Source organism: Streptomyces sp. NPDC053367 (genome assembly GCF_044545925.1).
GTDB lineage: Bacteria > Actinomycetota > Actinomycetes > Streptomycetales > Streptomycetaceae > Streptomyces.
On the sequence record NZ_JBITYN010000018.1, the window covers coordinates 1 to 16,873 of the forward strand.

Below are 16,873 nucleotides of genomic sequence, written 5' to 3' on the forward strand. Positions count from 1 at the left end.
CCCGCGCCCCCGGGGGGGGGGCCCCGCCCCCGGGGCGGCCGCCAACCGGTGGGGGGGGCACGGGGGGGGTTGGGCGCCGCCCGTTTCGGGGGGGGGCGCCGGGGGGGGGCGGGCCGCCACCGGTTCGGGGCGGGTCAGTTCGTCAGTGCCGTGCGGACGGCGGCTTCGACCGGGGCGGCGGTGTCGTGAGGTGGCGCACGGCGACCCGCGCGGGCGCCGAGGGAGTGAGCCGTTCCCACGCCTCGGCAGGGCGTCCTCAGTGGCCGGCGACCGGGTGGGGGGCGTAGGGGCGCTCCAGTTCCTCCAACTCCTTGTCCGTGAGGTGGAGTTCGGTTGCCGCCAGGGCGTCGTCGATGTGCTGGGGCTGGGCCGCGCCGACGATCGGGGACGTGACCGGGGCCTTGTGCAGCAGCCAGGCGAGGGCGACCTGGGCGCGGGGGACGCCTCGGGACTCGGCGATGCGGGTGACGGCTTCGACGACGGCGCGGTCGCCCTCCTGGTAGAGGGTGGCGCCGAAACCGTCGGTGGTGCTGCGGTCGGTGACCGTGCCCCAGTCGCGGGTGAGGCGGCCTCGGGCGAGAGGGCTCCAGGGCAGGACGCCGACGCCCTGGTCGGCGCACAGGGGCAGCATCTCGCGCTCCTCCTCGCGGTAGAGGAGGTTGTAGTGGTTCTGCATGGAGACGAACTTCGTCCAGCCGTGCAGTTCGGCCGTGTGCTGCATCTTGGCGAACTGCCAGGCGTACATCGAACTCGCACCGATGTAGCGGACCTTGCCGGCCTTCACGAGGTCGTGCAGGGCCTCCATCGTCTCCTCGGCCGGGGTGTGCGGGTCGAAGCGGTGGATCTGGTACAGGTCGACGTAGTCGGTGCCGAGGCGGGTGAGGCTGTGGTCGATCTCGGTGAGGATCGCCTTGCGGGACAGGCCGGCGCCGTTGGGGCCGGGACGCATGCGGCCGTGCACCTTGGTGGCGAGCACGATGTCGTCGCGGCGTGCGAAGTCGCGCAGCGCCCTGCCGACGATCTCCTCGCTGGTGCCGTCGGAGTAGACGTTCGCGGTGTCGAAGAAGGTGATCCCGGCCTCCAGCGCCTGCCGGATCAGGGGCCGGGACGCCTCCTCGTCGAGCGTCCACTCGTGGGTGCCCCGGTCGGGGACGCCGTAGGTCATGCAGCCCAGACAGATCCGTGACACGTCCAGGCCCGTCGAACCGAGCTTCACGTACTGCATCGTTGCTGCTCCCGTCGTCGGCACGGATGTTCGAAGGGAGCCTATGCGTTCACCGCCCGAGCAGGTCCAGTGCACTCTCCCAGGGGAACGCGGGGCGCCGGCCGTCGGGTCCGGGTCCGCCGGAGTAGGGCTCCCCGAAGCGCACGCCCATGCCGCGCAGGCGTATCAGGCTGTCCTGGTAGGCGGGGTGGGCGGCGAGCGCCTCGGCCACGCAGGGCAGGACCGCGACGGGGACGCCCAGGCCGCAGGCCTCGCTGAGGGTGCCCAGGGCGAGGGTGTCGGCGATCCCGGCGGCCCATTTGTTGACGGTGTTGAAGGTGGCGGGTGCGACGACCACGGCGTCCGGGGGCGGAAAGGGGCGCGGGTCGGCGGGTGAGCGCCAGGCCGAGCGGATCGGGCGGCCGGTGAGGGCCTCGACGGCGTCGGCGTCGAAGAAGCCGTTCATCGCGACGGGCGTGGCGATGACGCCGACATCCCAGCCCCGCTCCTGCGCGGCGGTCACGAGCCCGGTGACGCCCGAGGCGATACCCGCGGCGCACACGACGACGTAGAGGAAGGGCTTCCCCCCGGACTGTCCGATCACCCGACGACCTTACTGGAGCGGGAAGGACAGCCCGCGTTCGGCATCCGGGCGCGGCCCCCGGATGCGGCGCTCGCCCTCCTCGATCGGCACGTCGTCGATGGACGCCTCCCGACGGGTCATCAGGCCCCGCTCGTCGAACTCCCACAGCTCGTTGCCGTACGACCGCCACCAGCGGCCCTCGGCGTCCTGGGACTCGTACTGGAAGCGGACGGCGATGCGGTTGCCGTCGAAGGCCCACAGGTCCTTGCGCAGCGCGTACTGCCGCTCGCGCGCCCACTTGGCGGTCAGGAAGCTGACGATCTCGGCGCGGCCGGTGAGGAAGGTGTCGCGGTTGCGCCAGAGCGAGTCCTCCGAGTAGGCGAGGGCGACCTTGCGCGGGTCGCGGGTGTTCCAGGCGTCCTCGGCGGCCTGCACCTTCTGCGCGGCGGTCTCCCGGGTGAAGGGCGGCAGGGGCGGTCGGGCGGTCATGGCGTCCTCCGGTGCGGACTGAGGGAGAACGAGCGTTCTCCGGCTGGCTGCTACCGTAGGAGAACGCTCGTTCTCACGTCAAGGAGTGCCCCATGGACAGCGCGACCGCCCGGGAGAAGGCCCTGGACGCCGCGGAGGCCCTCTTCTACGGGCGCGGGGTGCAGGCGGTCGGCATGGACGACGTCCGCGCCGCCTCGGGGGTCTCGCTCAAGCGCCTCTACCAGCTCTTCCCGGCCAAGGAACAGCTCGTCGTGGCCTGTCTGGAGCGCCGCGACACCCGCTGGCGCGGCCGCCTCGCCACCCATGTCGAGCGCACCTCCGACCCGGAGCGCCGTCTCCTCGCCGTCTTCGACTGGCTCGAACTGTGGTTCCGCGAGCCCGGCTTCCGCGGCTGCGCCTGGATCAACGTCTACGGCGAACTGGGCGCGGTCTCGCCCGCGGTGGCGGACCGGGTGCGCGCGCACAAGCAGGCGTTCGGCGCCTACCTGACCGGTCTGGTGGAGGACGCCGGCCTGCCGGAGGCCGTGGCGCCCCAGCTCTTCCTCCTCGCGGAGGGCGCCATGGTGACGGCGGGCATCGCGGGCACGGCGGAGCCTGCCGCGGTCGCGAGGGACTGCGCGAAGACCCTGCTGCGGGGGGCGCGCAGCGGCGGGTGACACGCGGCTCCCCCGCGTGAGACGCGGAAGACCACGGCGCGCCCGCGCCCGCGCCCTGCGGACAGCTAGGCGAACGCCTGCGCGACCGCCAGCGAGTCCTCGTAGACGTGATGCCGCACGACCAGGCCGTTCTCCACGGTCAGATGCAGCGCGAATCTCGCGCGGTAAGCGCGTCCCGTCGCCCGGGAGGTCTGCCGGATCTCACCGAGGACCACCGCATCGGCCCCGTCCACGAGGATGCGCTCGACGCGTGTCGCGGCCTGCTCGGCGACATGGTGCCCGGTCAGCTCCCGGTAGTGCGCGGCCACGTCCGCGCGCGTGGAGCGATGTCTGATCCACGGCGTGGCGGCCCGCCCGTGCTCGGCCTCCGGCCAGTCGAGGCGCCAGTCCACGCGCTCGGCGTACAGCTCGGCGGTGCGGTCCGGGTCGCCCTGCCCGATGCGGCGCAGGAGTTCCCCGACGACGGACCGGGTCGCCGGTTCGGGGGTGGCGGTCATGGGGGTTCGCACTCCTTCGGCCTGTCGCACGCGGTGGATCACGACTGTGCCCGACCGGCCCGCACGACGCGATCACGCCGGTGGGAATCACGCCGTGCCCCGCGTCCTCCCGGCCAGCGGCGGTGGCCGAAACCGGCCGCGGCCGAAGGTCATCGCGGTAGGGATGATTCCGGCGCCCGCGGTTGTTCCGTACGGCGCCGGTCATGTGCAGGCAGACGACGAGACGGAGTTTCCATGCCTCTTGAGGGCGAGTACGAACCGAGCCCGACCCAGTGGGTCCGCGAGCAGGTGGAGCTGTACGAGGGCTCGGGCGGCACCGAGGGCACCACCCTGTTCGACACCGGGCTCCCGGTGGTCGTCCTGACCAGCGTCGGCGCGAAGAGCGGCAAGCTGCGCAAGACGCCCCTGATGCGGGTCGAGTACGAGGGAAGTTACGCCGCCGTCGCCTCGGTGGGCGGCGCCCCGAAGAACCCGGTCTGGTACGCCAACCTCAAGGCCGACCCGCGCGTCGAGCTGCAGGACGGCACGGTCAGGCAGGACATGAAGGCCCGCGAGGTCACCGGCCGCGAGCGGGACGAGTGGTGGGAGCGGGCGGTCGCGGCGTTCCCCCAGTACGCCGAGTACCAGAGGAACACCGACCGGACGATCCCCGTCTTCGTGCTGGAACCGGTCGACGGACAGCACTGATCACGCCGGATCCGTGGTTTTCCGCGCGCGGCGCGCATGAACGCCGCCGTGCCGGGCATCCGGGTGTCAGGCCCCGCCGCGTTCCCCCGTCGCGGCGGGGCTCTCGTACGCCTCCCGGGCCCGCCGGTCGGTCACGTCGAGGAAGATCTGGTCGGCCTCGGGCACGGCCCGCGCGATCGAGCGCTTGATGCGCACGGCGACCTCCTCCACGCGCTCGCTGTCGATGCCCGGCATGAGATCGACCCGGGCGGCCACCAGCGTCGATTCCAGGCCGGTCTGCATGGTGAACAGGGCCTCCACGCTGTCGATCTCGGGCTGAGCCGCCAGCAGGGCGCGGATACGGCCGCTCGCCTCCGGGTCGGCGGCCTGTCCGATCAGCCGGTCGCGGGCTTCGCGGCCGAGCCGGAACGCGACGAGGACGAGCAGCGCGCCGATGGCCAGCGAGGCCGCCCCCTCCCACGCCGCCTGCCCGGTGGCGCGGTGCAGGGCCATCCCGGCGAGGGCGAGGACCACGCCGACCACCGCGGTGCCGTCCTCGGCGACGACCGTGCGCAGGGCGGGGTCGCGCAGGCCGTCGGCCGTGCCGTGGACGCGCAGCTGGTACAGGGCCCGTACCAGGGAGGCGCCCTCGGCGGCGAACGCGACGGCGAGGACGATCATGCCGGCGGCGTAGCCGTCGAAGTCCTGCCGGGAGCCGCCGCGCAGGGCCTCGACGCCCTGGAGGAACGAGAAGCAGCCGCCGGTCACGAAGATCCCGACGGCCGCGAGGAGGGCCCAGAAGAAGCGTTCCTTGCCGTAGCCGAAGGGGTGGCGCCGGTCGGCGGGGCGGCGGCTGCGGCGCAGCGCGGTGAGCAGGAACACCTCGTTCAGGCTGTCGGCCACGGAGTGCGCGGCCTCGGACAGCAGCGCCGGTGAGGCGGCGGCGAGGCCGCCCACCACCTTGGCGACCGCGATCACCAGGTTGGCGGCGAGGGCCACCAGCACGGTGACGCGGGTCCTGCGGTCGGCCTTCCGGGCCTCGGACGCGGCGGTGGACTCGGTCGAGGATGCGGTTGCGGACGCGGTCGTTGTCGTGGACGTATCGCTCACTCCCGCCGCTTGCCCCGCGGGGTGCGGATCACACCGTTGCCGGGGGCGAAACGGGGTACCCGGGGCGGGCAGGAGCCGTGTGCCGGGGAGAAAGGCCGAGATGAGCAACAGCGAGTACGGCAGAAGGGACTTCCGGCGGTCCAAGAGCCACTTCACCGACCGGGTCACCGCGGACGGCCGGGACGGCTGGCCCGTGGAGCCGGGCCGCTACCGGCTGGTGGTGAGCCGCGCCTGTCCGTGGGCGAGCCGCGCGGTGATCTCCCGGCGGCTGCTGGGGCTCGAGGACGCGCTGTCGCTGGCGATCGCGGACCCGGTCCAGGACGACCGCAGCTGGCGCTTCACGCTCGACCCGGACGGACGCGACCCGGTCCTCGGCATCCGTTTCCTCAGCGAGGCCTACGACCGCCGGGAGGCCGGCCACCCGGGCGGGGTGAGCGTGCCCGCGCTCGTGGACGTGCCCAGCGGGAAGCTGGTCGGCAACGACTACCAGCAGCTCACCCTGGACCTCGCGACCGAGTGGACGGCCCTGCACCGCGAGGGGGCACCTGAGCTGTACCCCGAGCGGCTGCGGGACGAGATCGACACGGTGATGGCCGACGTCTACGAGGACGTCAACAACGGCGTCTACCGAGCCGGTTTCGCCACCGGGCAGGAGGAGTACGAGTCCGCCTGCACGGCAGTGTTCCGGCGGCTCGAGCTGCTCGCCGCGCGGCTGGAACGGCAGCGTTACCTCGTCGGCGACACGATCACCGAGGCGGACGTCCGCCTGTTCACCACGCTGGTGCGGTTCGACGCGGTCTACCACGGCCACTTCAAGTGCAACCGCTGGAAGCTGGCGGAGAACCCGGTGCTGTGGGCCTACGCGCGTGACCTGTTCCAGACGCCCGGCTTCGGCGACACCGTCGACTTCGACCACATCAAACGGCACTACTACCAGGTCCACACCGGCATCAACCCGACCCGCATCGTGCCGCTCGGGCCGGACCTGTCCGGCTGGCTGACTCCGCATCACCGGCAGGAGCTGGGCGGACGCCCCTTCGGTGACGGCACACCGCCCGGCCCGGTCCCCGCCGCCGAGAAGGTCCCCGCGGCCGGCCGGCCCTGAACCACCCCAGAAAGGAGCCTCCGTGGCCAAGAAGCAGAAGAAGCAGAAGCTGCCGCTCGCCTACAAGCCCCTCGGCTTCGTCCTCGGCTATGCCGGCGGTACCCTGTCCGGCCTCGCCTTCCGCCGGACGTGGAAGGCCCTGCGGCACGAGGACAACGCCCCCGACCCGCTGGACCGCGACCGCGGCTGGGGCGAGATCCTGCTCGCCGCCGCCATCCAGGGCGCGATCTTCGCGGCGGTGCGCTCGGCGGTGGACCGGGGCGGGGCCAAGGCCATCGAGCGGTCCACCGGCGTCTGGCCGGGCGACCCCAAGGAGGGGCGCGCGTAGACGCCGCCCTTCGCCGGGCCCGCGGTCACCGTGCGGCTGCCCGCGCCCCCTCAGGCACGTACCTGAGGGGGCGCGGGCAGCCGCACGCACGAGACCCCGCGACGCCGACATGATCCAAACGACAGGCCCTAGCCCTGCTTCGGGGCCGTGGGCGGGACGCGGCGCAGGACGAAGGAGTGGCCGGCGGGGTCGGAGTAGCCGCGCTCCTCGCGCGGGCCGGGGAGTTCCTTGGTGTCGATGGGACGGCCGCCGAGGGACACGATCCGGCGCTCGGTCTCGTCGAGGTCGTCCGCCTCGAACTCCAGGTGTGCCTGGAGGGAGTTCTCGGGGCGGGGCCAGCTCGGCGGGGTGGCGTTGACATCGCGTCGGAAGGCCAGCCGGGTGCCGGTGGCGCTGCGGATCTCGACCCGGTTCGCGGTCGCGTGGGTCTCCTCGGCGGCCAGTAACTCCTTGTAGAACTCGGCGAGTTTCTCAGGTTCGGCACAGTCGAGCACGACGATGCCCGCGGTCACGGCTGCCATGTGCGGTCGTCTCCTCGGATGGGTGGGGGACGGACGCGGTCGCGCCCTGCCCTCCCGGATATCCCCCGGCGGCGGTTTCAGTCGGTCGGCGGCACGTCCCGCTGCCGGTCGGCTCAGGGCCTTCGGACCGCCTGCGGCCGTGCCGGCAGACGCTCTCCGGGCGGCGAGCACGTCGGCCCGTCCCCAGCTGAACGCACCGGCGCGGGGTACCGGTTGCGGTGTCCGGTCCCTCCCCCGCCGTGGCGAGCCGTCGGCCGCCCTCGACGGAGCCGGGAACGCGTGTGCGTCCCGGCGTTCAGCCTGCCGGATGATCACTTCTCGGCCATTCGTACGGGCAGGCCGGCCGGACGCACCCGCAGTGCCCTTCTCACCGGCATCCGAAATCCTCGCTCACCCGCGGCCAGGCCTGTACGCCGTCGGGTGTGCGGACGTAGAGGTAGGCCGGGTCGGGGGTGCGCCAGAGGGTGTCACCGGAGTGGTGGTGGCCGAGGGGGCGGGCGTCGGCGGGGAGGGGGGTGCGCGGGAGGTAGGGGGCGGTGAGGGCGCCCTCCGGCAGGACGGTGTGGGGGTCGCGGGCGTAGGTGTCGGGGCCGAGGGCGATGAAGTCTGCGGACTGCCAGTCGCAGTGGGCGGGGCCCGAGTAGCTGTGGACGGTCGTGTAGGGGAGGCGGTGGCCGGCGGAGTCGGTCCAGAGGGTGTAGGGGCGGTCCGCCAGATAGCTGTCGGGGAGTTCGGAGGGATCGCAGACGGCGCTGGTCTCCGGGCCCCAACCGGGGGCCTGCGGACGGTCCTCGGCCACCACGACGGCGACCTTGGTGCGGCCGTCGACGTCGAGGGAGAACAGCACCCGGCCGTCCTCCTCGCGCTCGACCCGGTAGCCGTGGCGAGGGACCTCCGGCTGCTCGATGTCGAAGTAGGCATCCAGACCCTCCTCGGGTGTGTCCCCGCCGTCGCCCTCGCTCCACCGCTCGCCCGCGCCGCCGGAGAAGATCTCCCCGTCACACTCCAGCGCCCGTCCCGCGGCCCCGGACTCGATCCGCAGGGCCCGCGGGCCGTCCCCGTCGAGGTCCCTGGCCGGAACGTGCAGCGGCCCGCGGTAGGGCGTGGCGGGCGGGGTGCCGGTGACGACGACGTCCTCGCCGTCCGCCCCGCACCCCGTGACCAGGCCCGTCACCGGGACGGCCAGCACCAGTCCCGTGCCCGCCGCCCGAAACGCTCTCCGCATGTCCCACCCCTGTCGCCGCGCCGCTGTGTCGTTCCTACGACGCCGCAGTGGCCGGAAGCGTTCGACCCGCGTCCCGGCCCGTCGGCGGCCGTCGCGAACCGCGGACGAACACCGGGGGCGATCTCCCTCGCAATTCGACGACATATGTCAATCGAACATGCTGCAATACATGCGTTCGAGGGTAACTTGCGGGGCAGGAAGAGGAATTGGGACCGCCCGGGCAGGAGGCGAAGTCGTCGTGCAGCAGGATCCCGCGCCGCTCACCGGGCATCTCCGTGTCCGGGCCGAACGGGGCCACACCGTCCTGGAGTTCCGCGGTGAGATCGACATCGCCGCCGCGGCGGAGATCCTGCCGCACCTGGACGCCGTCACCGGAGTGCCCGGTGCCCGAGTCGTGCTCGACCTCCGGCACATCGAGTTCTTCGACTGCTCCGGACTGCGTCTGCTCGCGCGGGCGAGGACCCGGGTGCTCGACGGGGACGGCCTGCTGCACCTGGTGTGCACCGACCCGCTGACCCTGCGCGTCCTGCGGGTCACCGGGATGGCCCGGCTGCTGCCTCCGCGGCCGACGCTGGAGGCGGCCCTGGAGCAGACGGAGACCGCCTCCGGCACCTTATGAGCGGGCCCTCCGCCCTCCCGTGCGCGCCGGCCGCCGGACGCGCCGACTCGCCTGTCTGCCACGGCCGATGGCGGGCATCCGGGAGAAGGGAGGGAAGGAGGCCCCCTGTGACGACCACCCCTGAACACGCGCCCCGCCGCCGGTGGGGCTGGGCCTGGGCGGCCGGCACCGTGGTGCTGGTGCTCGCGCTGCTGGCCGCCGGACTCGCGCTGAGCGCGCTGCCCGTACTCAAGGACGTCTTCGGCACCGAGACCCGGGACCGGTCGGGCCCCGCCCTGCTGGAGTCCATCAAGGACATCAGCCGCTACGAGGCCGCCTCGGGCAACTTCCAGGTGGTCGTGGACCTGGAGAAGGACACGCGGTTCCTGCCGGACGCGATCCGCGGCACGCGCACGCTGTACGTCGGCGCCGGCTCGGTCGACGCCTACGTCGATCTCGGCAGGGTCGGCGCGGACGACGTCCAGGTCGACGGGGACCGCACCTCGGCCACCCTGCACCTGCCGCACGCCGCCCTCGGCAAGCCCGCCCTCGACCCGGACCGCTCCTACGCCGTGTCCAAGCAGCGCGGCCTGCTGGACCGGCTCGGCGACCTGTTCTCCGACAACCCCAACGGCGAACAGGCCGTGCAGCAGCTCGCGGTGCGGCACATCGCGGACGCGGCGAAGGAGAGCGGCCTGACGGCACGTGCCGAACGCAACACGACCGACATGCTGGAGGGGCTGCTGCACTCCCTCGGCTTCAGCGAGGTACGCGTCACCTACGGGCCCTGACCCGTCAGATCGACGGGCGCGGCCGTGCGGCGCGTGCCGGCCGACGCTGCGCAGCGGTCGGGGAACAGGGCCGCCTTCACCCTTCCCGCGCACGGGCCGCTGCGGGAAGGGTGACCCGCGCGCCGCGGTCAGGAGAACGGCGTGCGCCCGGGCCACGGCATGAGCCCGCGTGCCGTGGGTAACCGGCCCAGCACGCACGGAAGTTGAGGGCAGGAGGACCCATGTCGCGTGCTGTTCTGCCGCTACGTCTGCGAGCGCGTCCGCGCACCACTGAACCGCCGCGCGAGACGCACCCCCTGCCGTGGCCGATACGGCTGCTGGCGATGCTGCTCGCGTTCGTGTGCATGGTGGCCTTCGCGGTGGTCCTGGCGCGGCTCACCCTGGAGCCGTCCCCGGCCTCGGAGGCGCTGACGCACAGCAACCTGCACCCGGGCCGCTCGCTGCGGGCCTACCTCGACCACGCCCGGGCGGGCGAGGCGCTGCGGCAGATCGGCGGGAACGTGCTGCTGGGGGTGCCGTTCGGTGTGCTGGTGCCGGTGCTCGCGCCGCACGCGCGCGGACTGCTGCGCGTGCTGCTGCTCACCGCGACGGTCATGCTGCTGGTGGAGCTGGCACAGGGCGCCGTGGTCACCGGGCGCGCCTTCGACATCGACGACGTCCTGCTGAACACCGCGGGCGCGCTCATCGGCCACCTGCTGCTCGGACGCCGGCTGGGTCGGGCCGTGCACGCGCGGCGGCGGCGTCCGCGGACAGCCGCTAGTGACGTGTCCAGGTGAACTTGTCGCCGCCGACCCAGCGGACCACGTCGGGGTCGTCCAGGTCGTGGACCGTGATGCCGAAGGCGGCGGCCGCCTCCAGCACGTCGGTGACGGCCCGGGCCTCACCGACCACCTCTCCGTCGATCTCCACGATCCGGAACGGCGGCGTGCCCGGCTGGACACCGAGCACCATGATCCGCGGACGGGAGATGTGGGGGCTCGCGATTTCGGTCATGTCATAGAGAGTAGAGCGGATTCGGCCACCATGGCCGATTCTGGTACACCTCCCCCGCCATCGGCCTGAGCCTCGGAGCCGACGGTCCTGGCGCCCCGGCCCGCGAACGGGTGCGGTCCGCCCGGGGCCGGGCAACCCTGGAGGAGGAGGTGGCCATGGATCCCGTACAGGCACTGGAGCGGATCGCGTTCCTGCTGGAGCGGTCCCTCGCGCCCTCGTACCGGGTACGCGCCTTCCGTACGGCGGCCCGGACGCTGGACGCGCTGGGGCCGGAGGACGTACGGCAGCGGGCGCGGGCGGGCACGCTGGAGTCGCTCAAGGGCGTCGGACCGAAGACGGCCCAGGTGGTGCGGGAGGCGCTGGCCGGGCAGGTGCCGGGCTATCTGGTGAAGCTGGAGGAGGAGGCCGTCGAGGCCTCGGCGGCGCCCGGCCGGGCGGGTGCCGGGCTGCGGGCGCTGCTGCGCGGTGACTGCCATCTGCACTCCGACTGGTCGGACGGCGGCAGCCCGATCGAGGAGATGGGCCGGGCCGCGGCCGCGCTCGGCCACGAGTGGGCCGTCCTGACCGACCACTCGCCGCGTCTGACGGTGGCGCGCGGGCTGTCCGCCGAGCGGCTGCGCGAGCAGCTGGAGGTGGTGGCCGAGCTGAACCGGACCTGGGCGCCGTTCCGGCTGCTGACCGGCATCGAGTGCGACATCCTGGAGGACGGCTCGCTGGACCAGGACCCGGAGCTGCTCGACCGGCTCGACGTGGTCGTCGTCTCCGTGCACTCCAAGCTGCGCATGGACGCCCGCGCGATGACCCGCCGGATGGTGCGGGCCGTCACCGATCCGCACACGGACGTCCTCGGGCACTGCACCGGGCGGCTGGTGACCGGACGGGGACGGCCCGAGTCGGAGTTCGACGCGCAGGAGGTGTTCGCCGCGTGCGCCGAGGCCGGTACGGCGGTGGAGATCAACAGCCGGCCCGAGCGGCTGGACCCGCCGCGGCGGCTGCTGCGGCAGGCCGTGGACGCGGGCGTGCTGTTCTCGATCGACACCGACGCGCACGCGCCGGGCCAGCTGGACTGGCAGATCCTCGGCTGCGCGCGGGCGGAGGAGTGCGGGGTGCCCGCGGAGCGGGTGGTGACCACCTGGCCCGCGGAGAGGCTGCTGGAGTGGACGCGGTCGGGGGCGGTCCGGCCGCAGTGACGGGGATCACCCGGGATGTCGGCTTTCTCCGGAACACCGAGGGGTGGTTGTCCGTTGAACAGACCGTGGGTGCGGATGGGACAGTGTCCCCGGGCCTCACCTCTTGCCCACAAGGACGATCGTCCGGCTGAAGCCTTGTGGAGCCTTTCGCCGAGAGGCGACCGCCGTCCGCACCCACCACAGAGCCGCCCCGGCCGTGATTCCCCCGTCGCGGCCGGGGCTTTCCACTGCCGTGCCCGGCCGGGTGACGCAGTCGCCGGAGTCGGCCGGTGCGGCTTGACTTCGAGCGCGCTCCAATCCGTAGCGTTCCGGCATGACCTCAGCGATCACCCCGCAACACGGCATCGACTCCGGATTCGGCGCCCGCAGCACCGCCGACGACGTCCTGAAGGGCATCGACCTCAGCGGCCGGCTCGCGCTCGTGACGGGCGGCTACTCGGGCATCGGCCTGGAGACCACCCGCGCCCTCGTGCGGGCCGGGGCCCGGGTCGTCGTCCCGGCCCGCCGCCCCGAGCAGGCCCGGGAGAACCTCGCCGGGCTCGACGGGGTCGAGGTGGCGGCGCTGGACCTCGCGGACCTGGAGAGCGTGAGCGCCTTCGCCGAGCGGTTCCTGGCCTCCGGCCGCGTCCTGGACATGGTGATCAACAGCGCCGGGATCATGGCGTGCCCGGAGACCCGGGTGGGGCCGGGACGGGAGCTGCAGTTCGCCACCAACCACCTCGGGCACTTCGCCCTCGTCAACCGGCTGTGGCCGGCGATCGAGCCGGGCGGCGCCCGGGTGGTGTCCGTGTCCTCCCTCGCCCACCACTTCTCCCCGATCCGCTTCCACGACCTCGACTGGCGCGAGGGCTACGACAAGTGGGGCGCCTACGGCCAGGCCAAGACCGCCAACGTGCTGTTCGCCGTGCACCTGGACCGGCTCGCCCGCGACCGGGGCGTCCGGGCCTTCTCCCTCCACCCCGGCGGCATCCTCACCCCGCTCCAGCGCTATCTGCCGCAGCAGGAGATGATCGACCGCGGCTGGATCGACGCGGAGGGCAACCTGCTCGACCCCGACGCCTTCAAGACCCCGCCGCAGGGCGCCGCGACCCAGGTGTGGGCCGCGACCTCGCCCCAGCTGGACGGCATGGGCGGCGTCTATCTGGAGGACTGCGACATCGCCGGTCCGGCGCCCGCGGACGGCTCACGGCCGGTCGGCGTCAAGGACTGGGCGGTCGACCCGGAGCAGGCGGCCCGGCTGTGGACCGTGTCGGCCGAACTGACGGGCGTGAACGCCTTCGCCTGACGGGCGGGCCGCTGACCGCCCCGCCGCGCAGCTGTCCGCGTTCGGTGCGCTCTGGCCGGGTACTCGGTGTCCCCGCCGAGCCGACGGCCGAGAGGAGCCGACAGTGAGCAGCACAGCGGGCAGCAGGATCGTCATCACCGGGGCCACGGGGAACGTGGGCACGAGCGTGGTGCGCCTGCTCGCGGAGGATCCGCAGGTGGAGTCGGTGCGCGGGCTCGCGCGCCGGCTTCCCGACTGGTCGCCCCCCAAGACCGAGTGGTCGACGGTCGACCTGGCCGACGAGGGGACGGACCTGGCGGAGGAGTTCGCGGGCGCGTCCGCGGTGATCCATCTGGCCTGGGCGTTCCAGCCCACCCACGACCCGGCGAAGACCTGGCGGACGAACGTGCTGGGCTCCATCCGGGTGTTCGAGGCCGTGGCGGCGGCCGGGGTGCCGGTGCTGGTGCACGCCTCGTCGGTCGGCGCGTACTCGCCCGGCCCCAAGGACCGCCCGGTCGACGAGTCATGGCCGACGCACGGCTGGCCGGACGCCGCGTACTGCCGGGAGAAGGCGTATCTGGAACGGGCGCTGGACGCGTTCGAGGGGGAGCATCCCGGGGTGCGGGTGGTGCGGATGCGGCCCGCGTTCCTGTTCAAGCGGGAGGCGGCCAGCGAGCAGCGGCGCATCTTCGGCGGGCGTTTCCTGCCGGGTCCGCTGGCCCGTCCCGACCTGCTGCCGTTCCTGCCCGACATCCCGGGGCTGCGGGTGCAGGCGCTGCACACCGACGACGCGGCCGAGGCGTACCGGCTCGCGGTGCACAGGGACGTCCGCGGGGCGTTCAATCTGGCTGCGGACCCGCCGGTGGACGCGGAGCTGCTCGGCGAGATGTTCGGCGCCCGCCCGGTACGGCTCTCCCGTACGGCCGCCCGCTCGGCCATCGCCGCCGCGTGGGGCGTACGGCTGCTGCCGGCCTCGCCGCACCTCTTCGACGCGGTCCTGCGGCTGCCGCTGATGGACTCCACCCGTGCGCGCACCGAGCTGGGCTGGGAGCCGCGGCGCACCGCCACCGAGACGATCGAGGAGTTCCTGCAGGGGCTCAGGCAGGGAGCGGGCGCGGACACGGTGCCGCTGCGGGGGCGGAAGGTGGGCTGACGGAACGCCTCGGGCCGGGCTCTCGTGAGGGAGCCCGGCCCGGAGTGGCACGTCTTCGCCGTCTTCCGTCGTTCCCGCGTCGTGGTCCTGCGTGGGTGCGCCGTCCCTGTTCCGCTACGCCGACGGCTCGTCCGGGACCGGCTGGTCCGGGTGGGTGCCGGCGGCGTGGGGGGCGCCCCTGCGGCCGGTGCCGGCCTCGTCGGTGTCCGGGACCTCCTCGTCGGGGGTGCCGGCCGGGTCGGGGTCGGGCCGCGCGTCCCAGCGGTCGTCGGTGCCGGCCGCGGCCTCCTGGTCCTGCATGTCGTGGGGCACCGGCGTGCCGTTGCCGCCCGGGGCCTCCTGCCGGTGGTCGTCCATGGCGTGCTCCTTTCGCCCGGCGTCCTGCGAGCCCCTCGCGGGTACCGCGGGCCGTACCGGGTGAAACGCGATCAGTGCAGGGCCCGCTCCTCCAGGGCCGCGCGCCAGGCCGGGGCGGGCTCCTCGGGGGTGGGCTCGCGGCGTCGGCCGCCGGCGGCGAAGAAGTCGGCGAGCGGGAGGATCGCGGCGCCCACGGTGACCGCGTCGGGGCCGAGCCGGCCGAGGTCGACGGTGACCTTCTCTGCGGGGTGGCGCAGCGCGTAGGAGACGGCGTGCCGGCGGACCGAGGGAAGGAAGTGCGGGCCGAGCTGGAGGCCGGCCCAGCCGCCGATCAGGATGCGCTCGGGCTGGAAGAGGTTGATGAGGTCGGACAGGCCGGCGCCCAGGTACTCGGCGGTCTCCTCCAGCACGCCCACCGCGACCGGGTCGGGCTCGGTGCCCTCGGGCGGGTAGGCGGCGGCGAGCATGGCGGTGAGAGCGGTCTCCTCGTCGGCGCCCTCGGGCGGAAGCCCGCCCGCCTCGCGCCAGCGCTCCAGCAGCGACTCGGCGCCGGCGTAGGCCTCCAGGCAGCCGAGCGCACCGCACCGGCAGCGCCGGCCCCGGACCCGTACGGTCAGATGGCCCCACTCGACGGCCCGGCTGTGCTCCACCTCGGGGGTGACGAGGCAGGCGCCGACGCCGGAGCCGAAGAGGACGACGACGGCGTTGCGGGCGCCTCGGCCGCCGCCGAACCACATCTCGGCCTGGCCGAGGGTGCGGGCGCCGTTGTCGATGAAGAAGGAGACGGTCTCCGGAAGCCGGGAGCCCTCGCGCAGCAGAGCCTCCAGCGGGACCGCGTCCCAGCCGATGGTCTGGCCGTACACGACGGCGCCCTGGGAGGGGGTTCGCTCGACGATGCCGGGGACGCCGATACCGACGCCGAGGAGCCGGTCGGGGGCGATGCCGGCCTCGGCCAGGACCTCGTCGATGCCGTCGCGGATGTGTCCGGCGACCACGTCGACGTCGTACCGCTGGGGGGCGAGGGGGCGCTGGGTGCGGGCGAGTTCGGTCAGGGTGAGGTCGAACAGCTCGACCCGGACCCGGGTCTCCCCCACGTCGACGCCGATCATGTGGCCGCTGCCGGGTGCCACGCGCAGCAGGGTGCGCGGGCGGCCGCCGTCGGAGTCGACGCTGCCGGCCTCCTCGACGAGGCCGTCGGCGAGCAGGTCCGCGACGACGTTGCTGACGGAGCCGGAGCTCAGGCCGGTGGCCGGGCCGAGTTCGAAGCGGCTGAGCGGTCCGTCGAAGTAGAGCCGTTGCAGGACGGCCGCGCGGTTGGCCCGCCGCAGATCCCGTACCGTACGCCCGTTGCGCCCCGCCATGTGGCTCCTTCCGCCCCCTGCCCGACCTGCAACATACCCTCGCGACGGGCCGCCGCGCGACATTCGACAGCCCTTAATTCATGCTATGAGCAAAGCCGGGCACCCTTCCCTCGCACCGGCGGGTGCCACACCGCCCTCCGATCCTGCCCCGCGTACGGCTGCCGCGCGGCGCCTTCCCGGCAATCGCGGACCCGGGAAATCCATTGGATCCCCTCCCCTTGGCTGCCTACCCTAGGTGAGTCCCTAAAAGGTTTAGGTTTCCGGAGGCGTGTCATGAGGTCACTCACCGAGCAGGACATCCGCAACTCGTTCGTGAACTGCTCGAAGGGCGAGGCGAAGCGGCTGGCGGTGCCGCGGGAGCTGGAGTCGCTCCCCTGGGAGGATCTCGACTTCCTCGGGTGGCGCGATCCGGGGGCGCCGGACCGCAGCTATCTGGTCTCCGAGCGGGAGGGGCGGCTGACGGGCGTCTCGCTGCGGTTCCCGTCCTCGCACCGCGGCTTCCTGCACCGGAGCATGTGCTCGCTGTGCCTGACCGTGCACCCCGGCAACGGCGTGTCACTGATGACGGCACGCAAGGCGGGCGTGGCCGGCCGGGAGGGGAACTCCGTCGGGCTGTACATGTGCACCGACCTGGCATGCTCCCTGTACGTACGCGGCAAGAAGCTCCCGGAGTCCGGACCGCGCATCAAGGAGACACTGACGGTCGAGGAACAGATCGCCCGGACGAGGGGGAACCTTTACGCCTTCCTCGACAAGCTGTACGGATGAGAGGCGTTCGACCT

Annotated in this window: 21 protein-coding genes; 11 read left to right on the forward strand and 10 right to left on the reverse strand. The window is 73.3% G+C overall.

All coding sequences use genetic code 11. The features are described from left to right. Positions 1 to 256 precede the first annotated feature (256 nt). Genes ACIGXJ_RS36040 through ACIGXJ_RS36050 form a run of 3 tightly spaced genes read right to left on the reverse strand, consistent with a single transcriptional unit; the run spans position 257 to position 2,276 of the window. Positions 257 to 1,225, reverse strand: coding sequence for an aldo/keto reductase (locus ACIGXJ_RS36040; protein ID WP_399654816.1), 969 nt, complete (start codon positions 1,223 to 1,225; stop codon positions 257 to 259). A gap of 49 nt (positions 1,226 to 1,274) precedes the next feature. Next, complete coding sequence (locus tag ACIGXJ_RS36045) at positions 1,275 to 1,808, reverse strand: flavoprotein (protein ID WP_399654819.1); 534 nt, start codon at positions 1,806 to 1,808, stop codon at positions 1,275 to 1,277. 9 nt (positions 1,809 to 1,817) lie between these two features. Continuing rightward, positions 1,818 to 2,276, reverse strand: coding sequence for a DUF1348 family protein (locus tag ACIGXJ_RS36050; RefSeq protein ID WP_399654822.1), 459 nt, complete (start codon positions 2,274 to 2,276; stop codon positions 1,818 to 1,820). Between the two features lie 92 nt (positions 2,277 to 2,368). Between ACIGXJ_RS36050 and ACIGXJ_RS36055 the strand changes: the two genes are divergently transcribed. Beyond that, a complete protein-coding gene (locus ACIGXJ_RS36055; protein ID WP_399654825.1) occupies positions 2,369 to 2,932 on the forward strand; it encodes a TetR/AcrR family transcriptional regulator in 564 nt (187 codons plus the stop codon). Positions 2,933 to 2,997: 65 nt separating this feature from the next. Here the strand turns inward: ACIGXJ_RS36055 and ACIGXJ_RS36060 are convergent, their stop codons facing one another. Further along, positions 2,998 to 3,429, reverse strand: a complete 432-nt coding sequence (locus tag ACIGXJ_RS36060; RefSeq protein WP_399654828.1) for a nuclear transport factor 2 family protein — start codon at positions 3,427 to 3,429, stop codon at positions 2,998 to 3,000. Positions 3,430 to 3,663: 234 nt separating this feature from the next. On the opposite strand from ACIGXJ_RS36060, the gene ACIGXJ_RS36065 reads away from it, so the two are divergent. After that, positions 3,664 to 4,116, forward strand: coding sequence for a nitroreductase family deazaflavin-dependent oxidoreductase (locus ACIGXJ_RS36065; RefSeq protein WP_399654831.1), 453 nt, complete (start codon positions 3,664 to 3,666; stop codon positions 4,114 to 4,116). Between the two features lie 66 nt (positions 4,117 to 4,182). Here the strand turns inward: ACIGXJ_RS36065 and ACIGXJ_RS36070 are convergent, their stop codons facing one another. Then, the gene (locus tag ACIGXJ_RS36070; RefSeq protein ID WP_399654835.1) at positions 4,183 to 5,205 is read right to left on the reverse strand and encodes a cation diffusion facilitator family transporter; all 1,023 of its coding nucleotides are present in this window, start codon (positions 5,203 to 5,205) and stop codon (positions 4,183 to 4,185) included. A gap of 100 nt (positions 5,206 to 5,305) precedes the next feature. On the opposite strand from ACIGXJ_RS36070, the gene ACIGXJ_RS36075 reads away from it, so the two are divergent. Next, positions 5,306 to 6,310, forward strand: coding sequence for a glutathione S-transferase family protein (locus ACIGXJ_RS36075; RefSeq protein ID WP_399654838.1), 1,005 nt, complete (start codon positions 5,306 to 5,308; stop codon positions 6,308 to 6,310). 22 nt (positions 6,311 to 6,332) lie between these two features. After that, on the forward strand, positions 6,333 to 6,638 hold the full coding sequence (locus tag ACIGXJ_RS36080; protein ID WP_399654841.1) for a DUF4235 domain-containing protein: 306 nt from the start codon (positions 6,333 to 6,335) through the stop codon (positions 6,636 to 6,638). Between the two features lie 128 nt (positions 6,639 to 6,766). On the opposite strand, the gene ACIGXJ_RS36085 is transcribed toward ACIGXJ_RS36080, so the two are convergent. Further along, entirely contained in the window at positions 6,767 to 7,159 is a 393-nt protein-coding gene (locus ACIGXJ_RS36085) for a VOC family protein (RefSeq protein WP_399654844.1), read from the reverse strand. Between the two features lie 367 nt (positions 7,160 to 7,526). Then, positions 7,527 to 8,384: a hypothetical protein gene (locus ACIGXJ_RS36090; RefSeq protein ID WP_399654846.1), complete on the reverse strand. Its 858-nt coding sequence runs from the start codon at positions 8,382 to 8,384 to the stop codon at positions 7,527 to 7,529. A 238-nt stretch (positions 8,385 to 8,622) separates the two neighbouring features. On the opposite strand from ACIGXJ_RS36090, the gene ACIGXJ_RS36095 reads away from it, so the two are divergent. From ACIGXJ_RS36095 to ACIGXJ_RS36105, 3 genes are all read left to right on the forward strand, one after another. Then, complete coding sequence (locus ACIGXJ_RS36095) at positions 8,623 to 9,003, forward strand: anti-sigma factor antagonist (protein ID WP_399654849.1); 381 nt, start codon at positions 8,623 to 8,625, stop codon at positions 9,001 to 9,003. A gap of 107 nt (positions 9,004 to 9,110) precedes the next feature. Beyond that, a complete protein-coding gene (locus tag ACIGXJ_RS36100; protein WP_399654852.1) occupies positions 9,111 to 9,773 on the forward strand; it encodes a DUF4230 domain-containing protein in 663 nt (220 codons plus the stop codon). 221 nt (positions 9,774 to 9,994) lie between these two features. Further along, a complete protein-coding gene (locus ACIGXJ_RS36105) occupies positions 9,995 to 10,549 on the forward strand; it encodes a VanZ family protein (protein ID WP_399654855.1) in 555 nt (184 codons plus the stop codon). On the opposite strand, the gene ACIGXJ_RS36110 is transcribed toward ACIGXJ_RS36105, so the two are convergent. Next, the gene (locus ACIGXJ_RS36110) at positions 10,530 to 10,766 is read right to left on the reverse strand and encodes a hypothetical protein (RefSeq protein WP_399654858.1); all 237 of its coding nucleotides are present in this window, start codon (positions 10,764 to 10,766) and stop codon (positions 10,530 to 10,532) included. The two genes, ACIGXJ_RS36105 and ACIGXJ_RS36110, sit on opposite strands and share 20 nt — an antisense overlap. Before the next feature lie 155 nt (positions 10,767 to 10,921). Here ACIGXJ_RS36110 and ACIGXJ_RS36115 point away from each other — a divergent pair, with 155 nt between their 5' ends. From ACIGXJ_RS36115 to ACIGXJ_RS36125, 3 genes are all read left to right on the forward strand, one after another. Further along, positions 10,922 to 11,956, forward strand: coding sequence for a PHP domain-containing protein (locus ACIGXJ_RS36115; RefSeq protein WP_399654861.1), 1,035 nt, complete (start codon positions 10,922 to 10,924; stop codon positions 11,954 to 11,956). 313 nt (positions 11,957 to 12,269) lie between these two features. Next, positions 12,270 to 13,241 (forward strand): SDR family NAD(P)-dependent oxidoreductase, encoded by a 972-nt coding sequence (locus ACIGXJ_RS36120; protein ID WP_399654864.1) that lies wholly within the window; start codon positions 12,270 to 12,272, stop codon positions 13,239 to 13,241. Positions 13,242 to 13,344: 103 nt separating this feature from the next. Next, a complete protein-coding gene (locus ACIGXJ_RS36125; RefSeq protein ID WP_399654866.1) occupies positions 13,345 to 14,373 on the forward strand; it encodes an SDR family oxidoreductase in 1,029 nt (342 codons plus the stop codon). A gap of 114 nt (positions 14,374 to 14,487) precedes the next feature. Here ACIGXJ_RS36125 and ACIGXJ_RS36130 read toward each other — a convergent pair whose 3' ends face one another. Both ACIGXJ_RS36130 and ACIGXJ_RS36135 read right to left on the reverse strand, forming a co-directional pair. After that, on the reverse strand, positions 14,488 to 14,730 hold the full coding sequence (locus ACIGXJ_RS36130) for a hypothetical protein (protein WP_399654869.1): 243 nt from the start codon (positions 14,728 to 14,730) through the stop codon (positions 14,488 to 14,490). Positions 14,731 to 14,801: 71 nt separating this feature from the next. After that, a complete protein-coding gene (locus ACIGXJ_RS36135) occupies positions 14,802 to 16,091 on the reverse strand; it encodes an ROK family protein (RefSeq protein WP_399654872.1) in 1,290 nt (429 codons plus the stop codon). A gap of 273 nt (positions 16,092 to 16,364) precedes the next feature. Here ACIGXJ_RS36135 and ACIGXJ_RS36140 point away from each other — a divergent pair, with 273 nt between their 5' ends. Beyond that, the gene (locus ACIGXJ_RS36140; protein ID WP_399654875.1) at positions 16,365 to 16,859 is read left to right on the forward strand and encodes an FBP domain-containing protein; all 495 of its coding nucleotides are present in this window, start codon (positions 16,365 to 16,367) and stop codon (positions 16,857 to 16,859) included. The last annotated feature ends 14 nt before the right edge of the window (positions 16,860 to 16,873 follow it).

Coding starts and splice junctions, on each gene's coding strand:
- ACIGXJ_RS36040 (WP_399654816.1), bottom strand. CDS start 1,225: ATGCAGTACGTGAAGCTCGGTTCGACGGGCCTGGACGTGTCACGGATC.
- ACIGXJ_RS36050 (WP_399654822.1), bottom strand. CDS start 2,276: ATGACCGCCCGACCGCCCCTGCCGCCCTTCACCCGGGAGACCGCCGCG.
- ACIGXJ_RS36055 (WP_399654825.1), top strand. CDS start 2,369: ATGGACAGCGCGACCGCCCGGGAGAAGGCCCTGGACGCCGCGGAGGCC.
- ACIGXJ_RS36060 (WP_399654828.1), bottom strand. CDS start 3,429: ATGACCGCCACCCCCGAACCGGCGACCCGGTCCGTCGTCGGGGAACTC.
- ACIGXJ_RS36065 (WP_399654831.1), top strand. CDS start 3,664: ATGCCTCTTGAGGGCGAGTACGAACCGAGCCCGACCCAGTGGGTCCGC.
- ACIGXJ_RS36075 (WP_399654838.1), top strand. CDS start 5,306: ATGAGCAACAGCGAGTACGGCAGAAGGGACTTCCGGCGGTCCAAGAGC.
- ACIGXJ_RS36085 (WP_399654844.1), bottom strand. CDS start 7,159: ATGGCAGCCGTGACCGCGGGCATCGTCGTGCTCGACTGTGCCGAACCT.
- ACIGXJ_RS36090 (WP_399654846.1), bottom strand. CDS start 8,384: ATGCGGAGAGCGTTTCGGGCGGCGGGCACGGGACTGGTGCTGGCCGTC.
- ACIGXJ_RS36105 (WP_399654855.1), top strand. CDS start 9,995: ATGTCGCGTGCTGTTCTGCCGCTACGTCTGCGAGCGCGTCCGCGCACC.
- ACIGXJ_RS36110 (WP_399654858.1), bottom strand. CDS start 10,766: ATGACCGAAATCGCGAGCCCCCACATCTCCCGTCCGCGGATCATGGTG.
- ACIGXJ_RS36115 (WP_399654861.1), top strand. CDS start 10,922: ATGGATCCCGTACAGGCACTGGAGCGGATCGCGTTCCTGCTGGAGCGG.
- ACIGXJ_RS36120 (WP_399654864.1), top strand. CDS start 12,270: ATGACCTCAGCGATCACCCCGCAACACGGCATCGACTCCGGATTCGGC.
- ACIGXJ_RS36130 (WP_399654869.1), bottom strand. CDS start 14,730: ATGGACGACCACCGGCAGGAGGCCCCGGGCGGCAACGGCACGCCGGTG.
- ACIGXJ_RS36135 (WP_399654872.1), bottom strand. CDS start 16,091: ATGGCGGGGCGCAACGGGCGTACGGTACGGGATCTGCGGCGGGCCAAC.
- ACIGXJ_RS36140 (WP_399654875.1), top strand. CDS start 16,365: ATGAGGTCACTCACCGAGCAGGACATCCGCAACTCGTTCGTGAACTGC.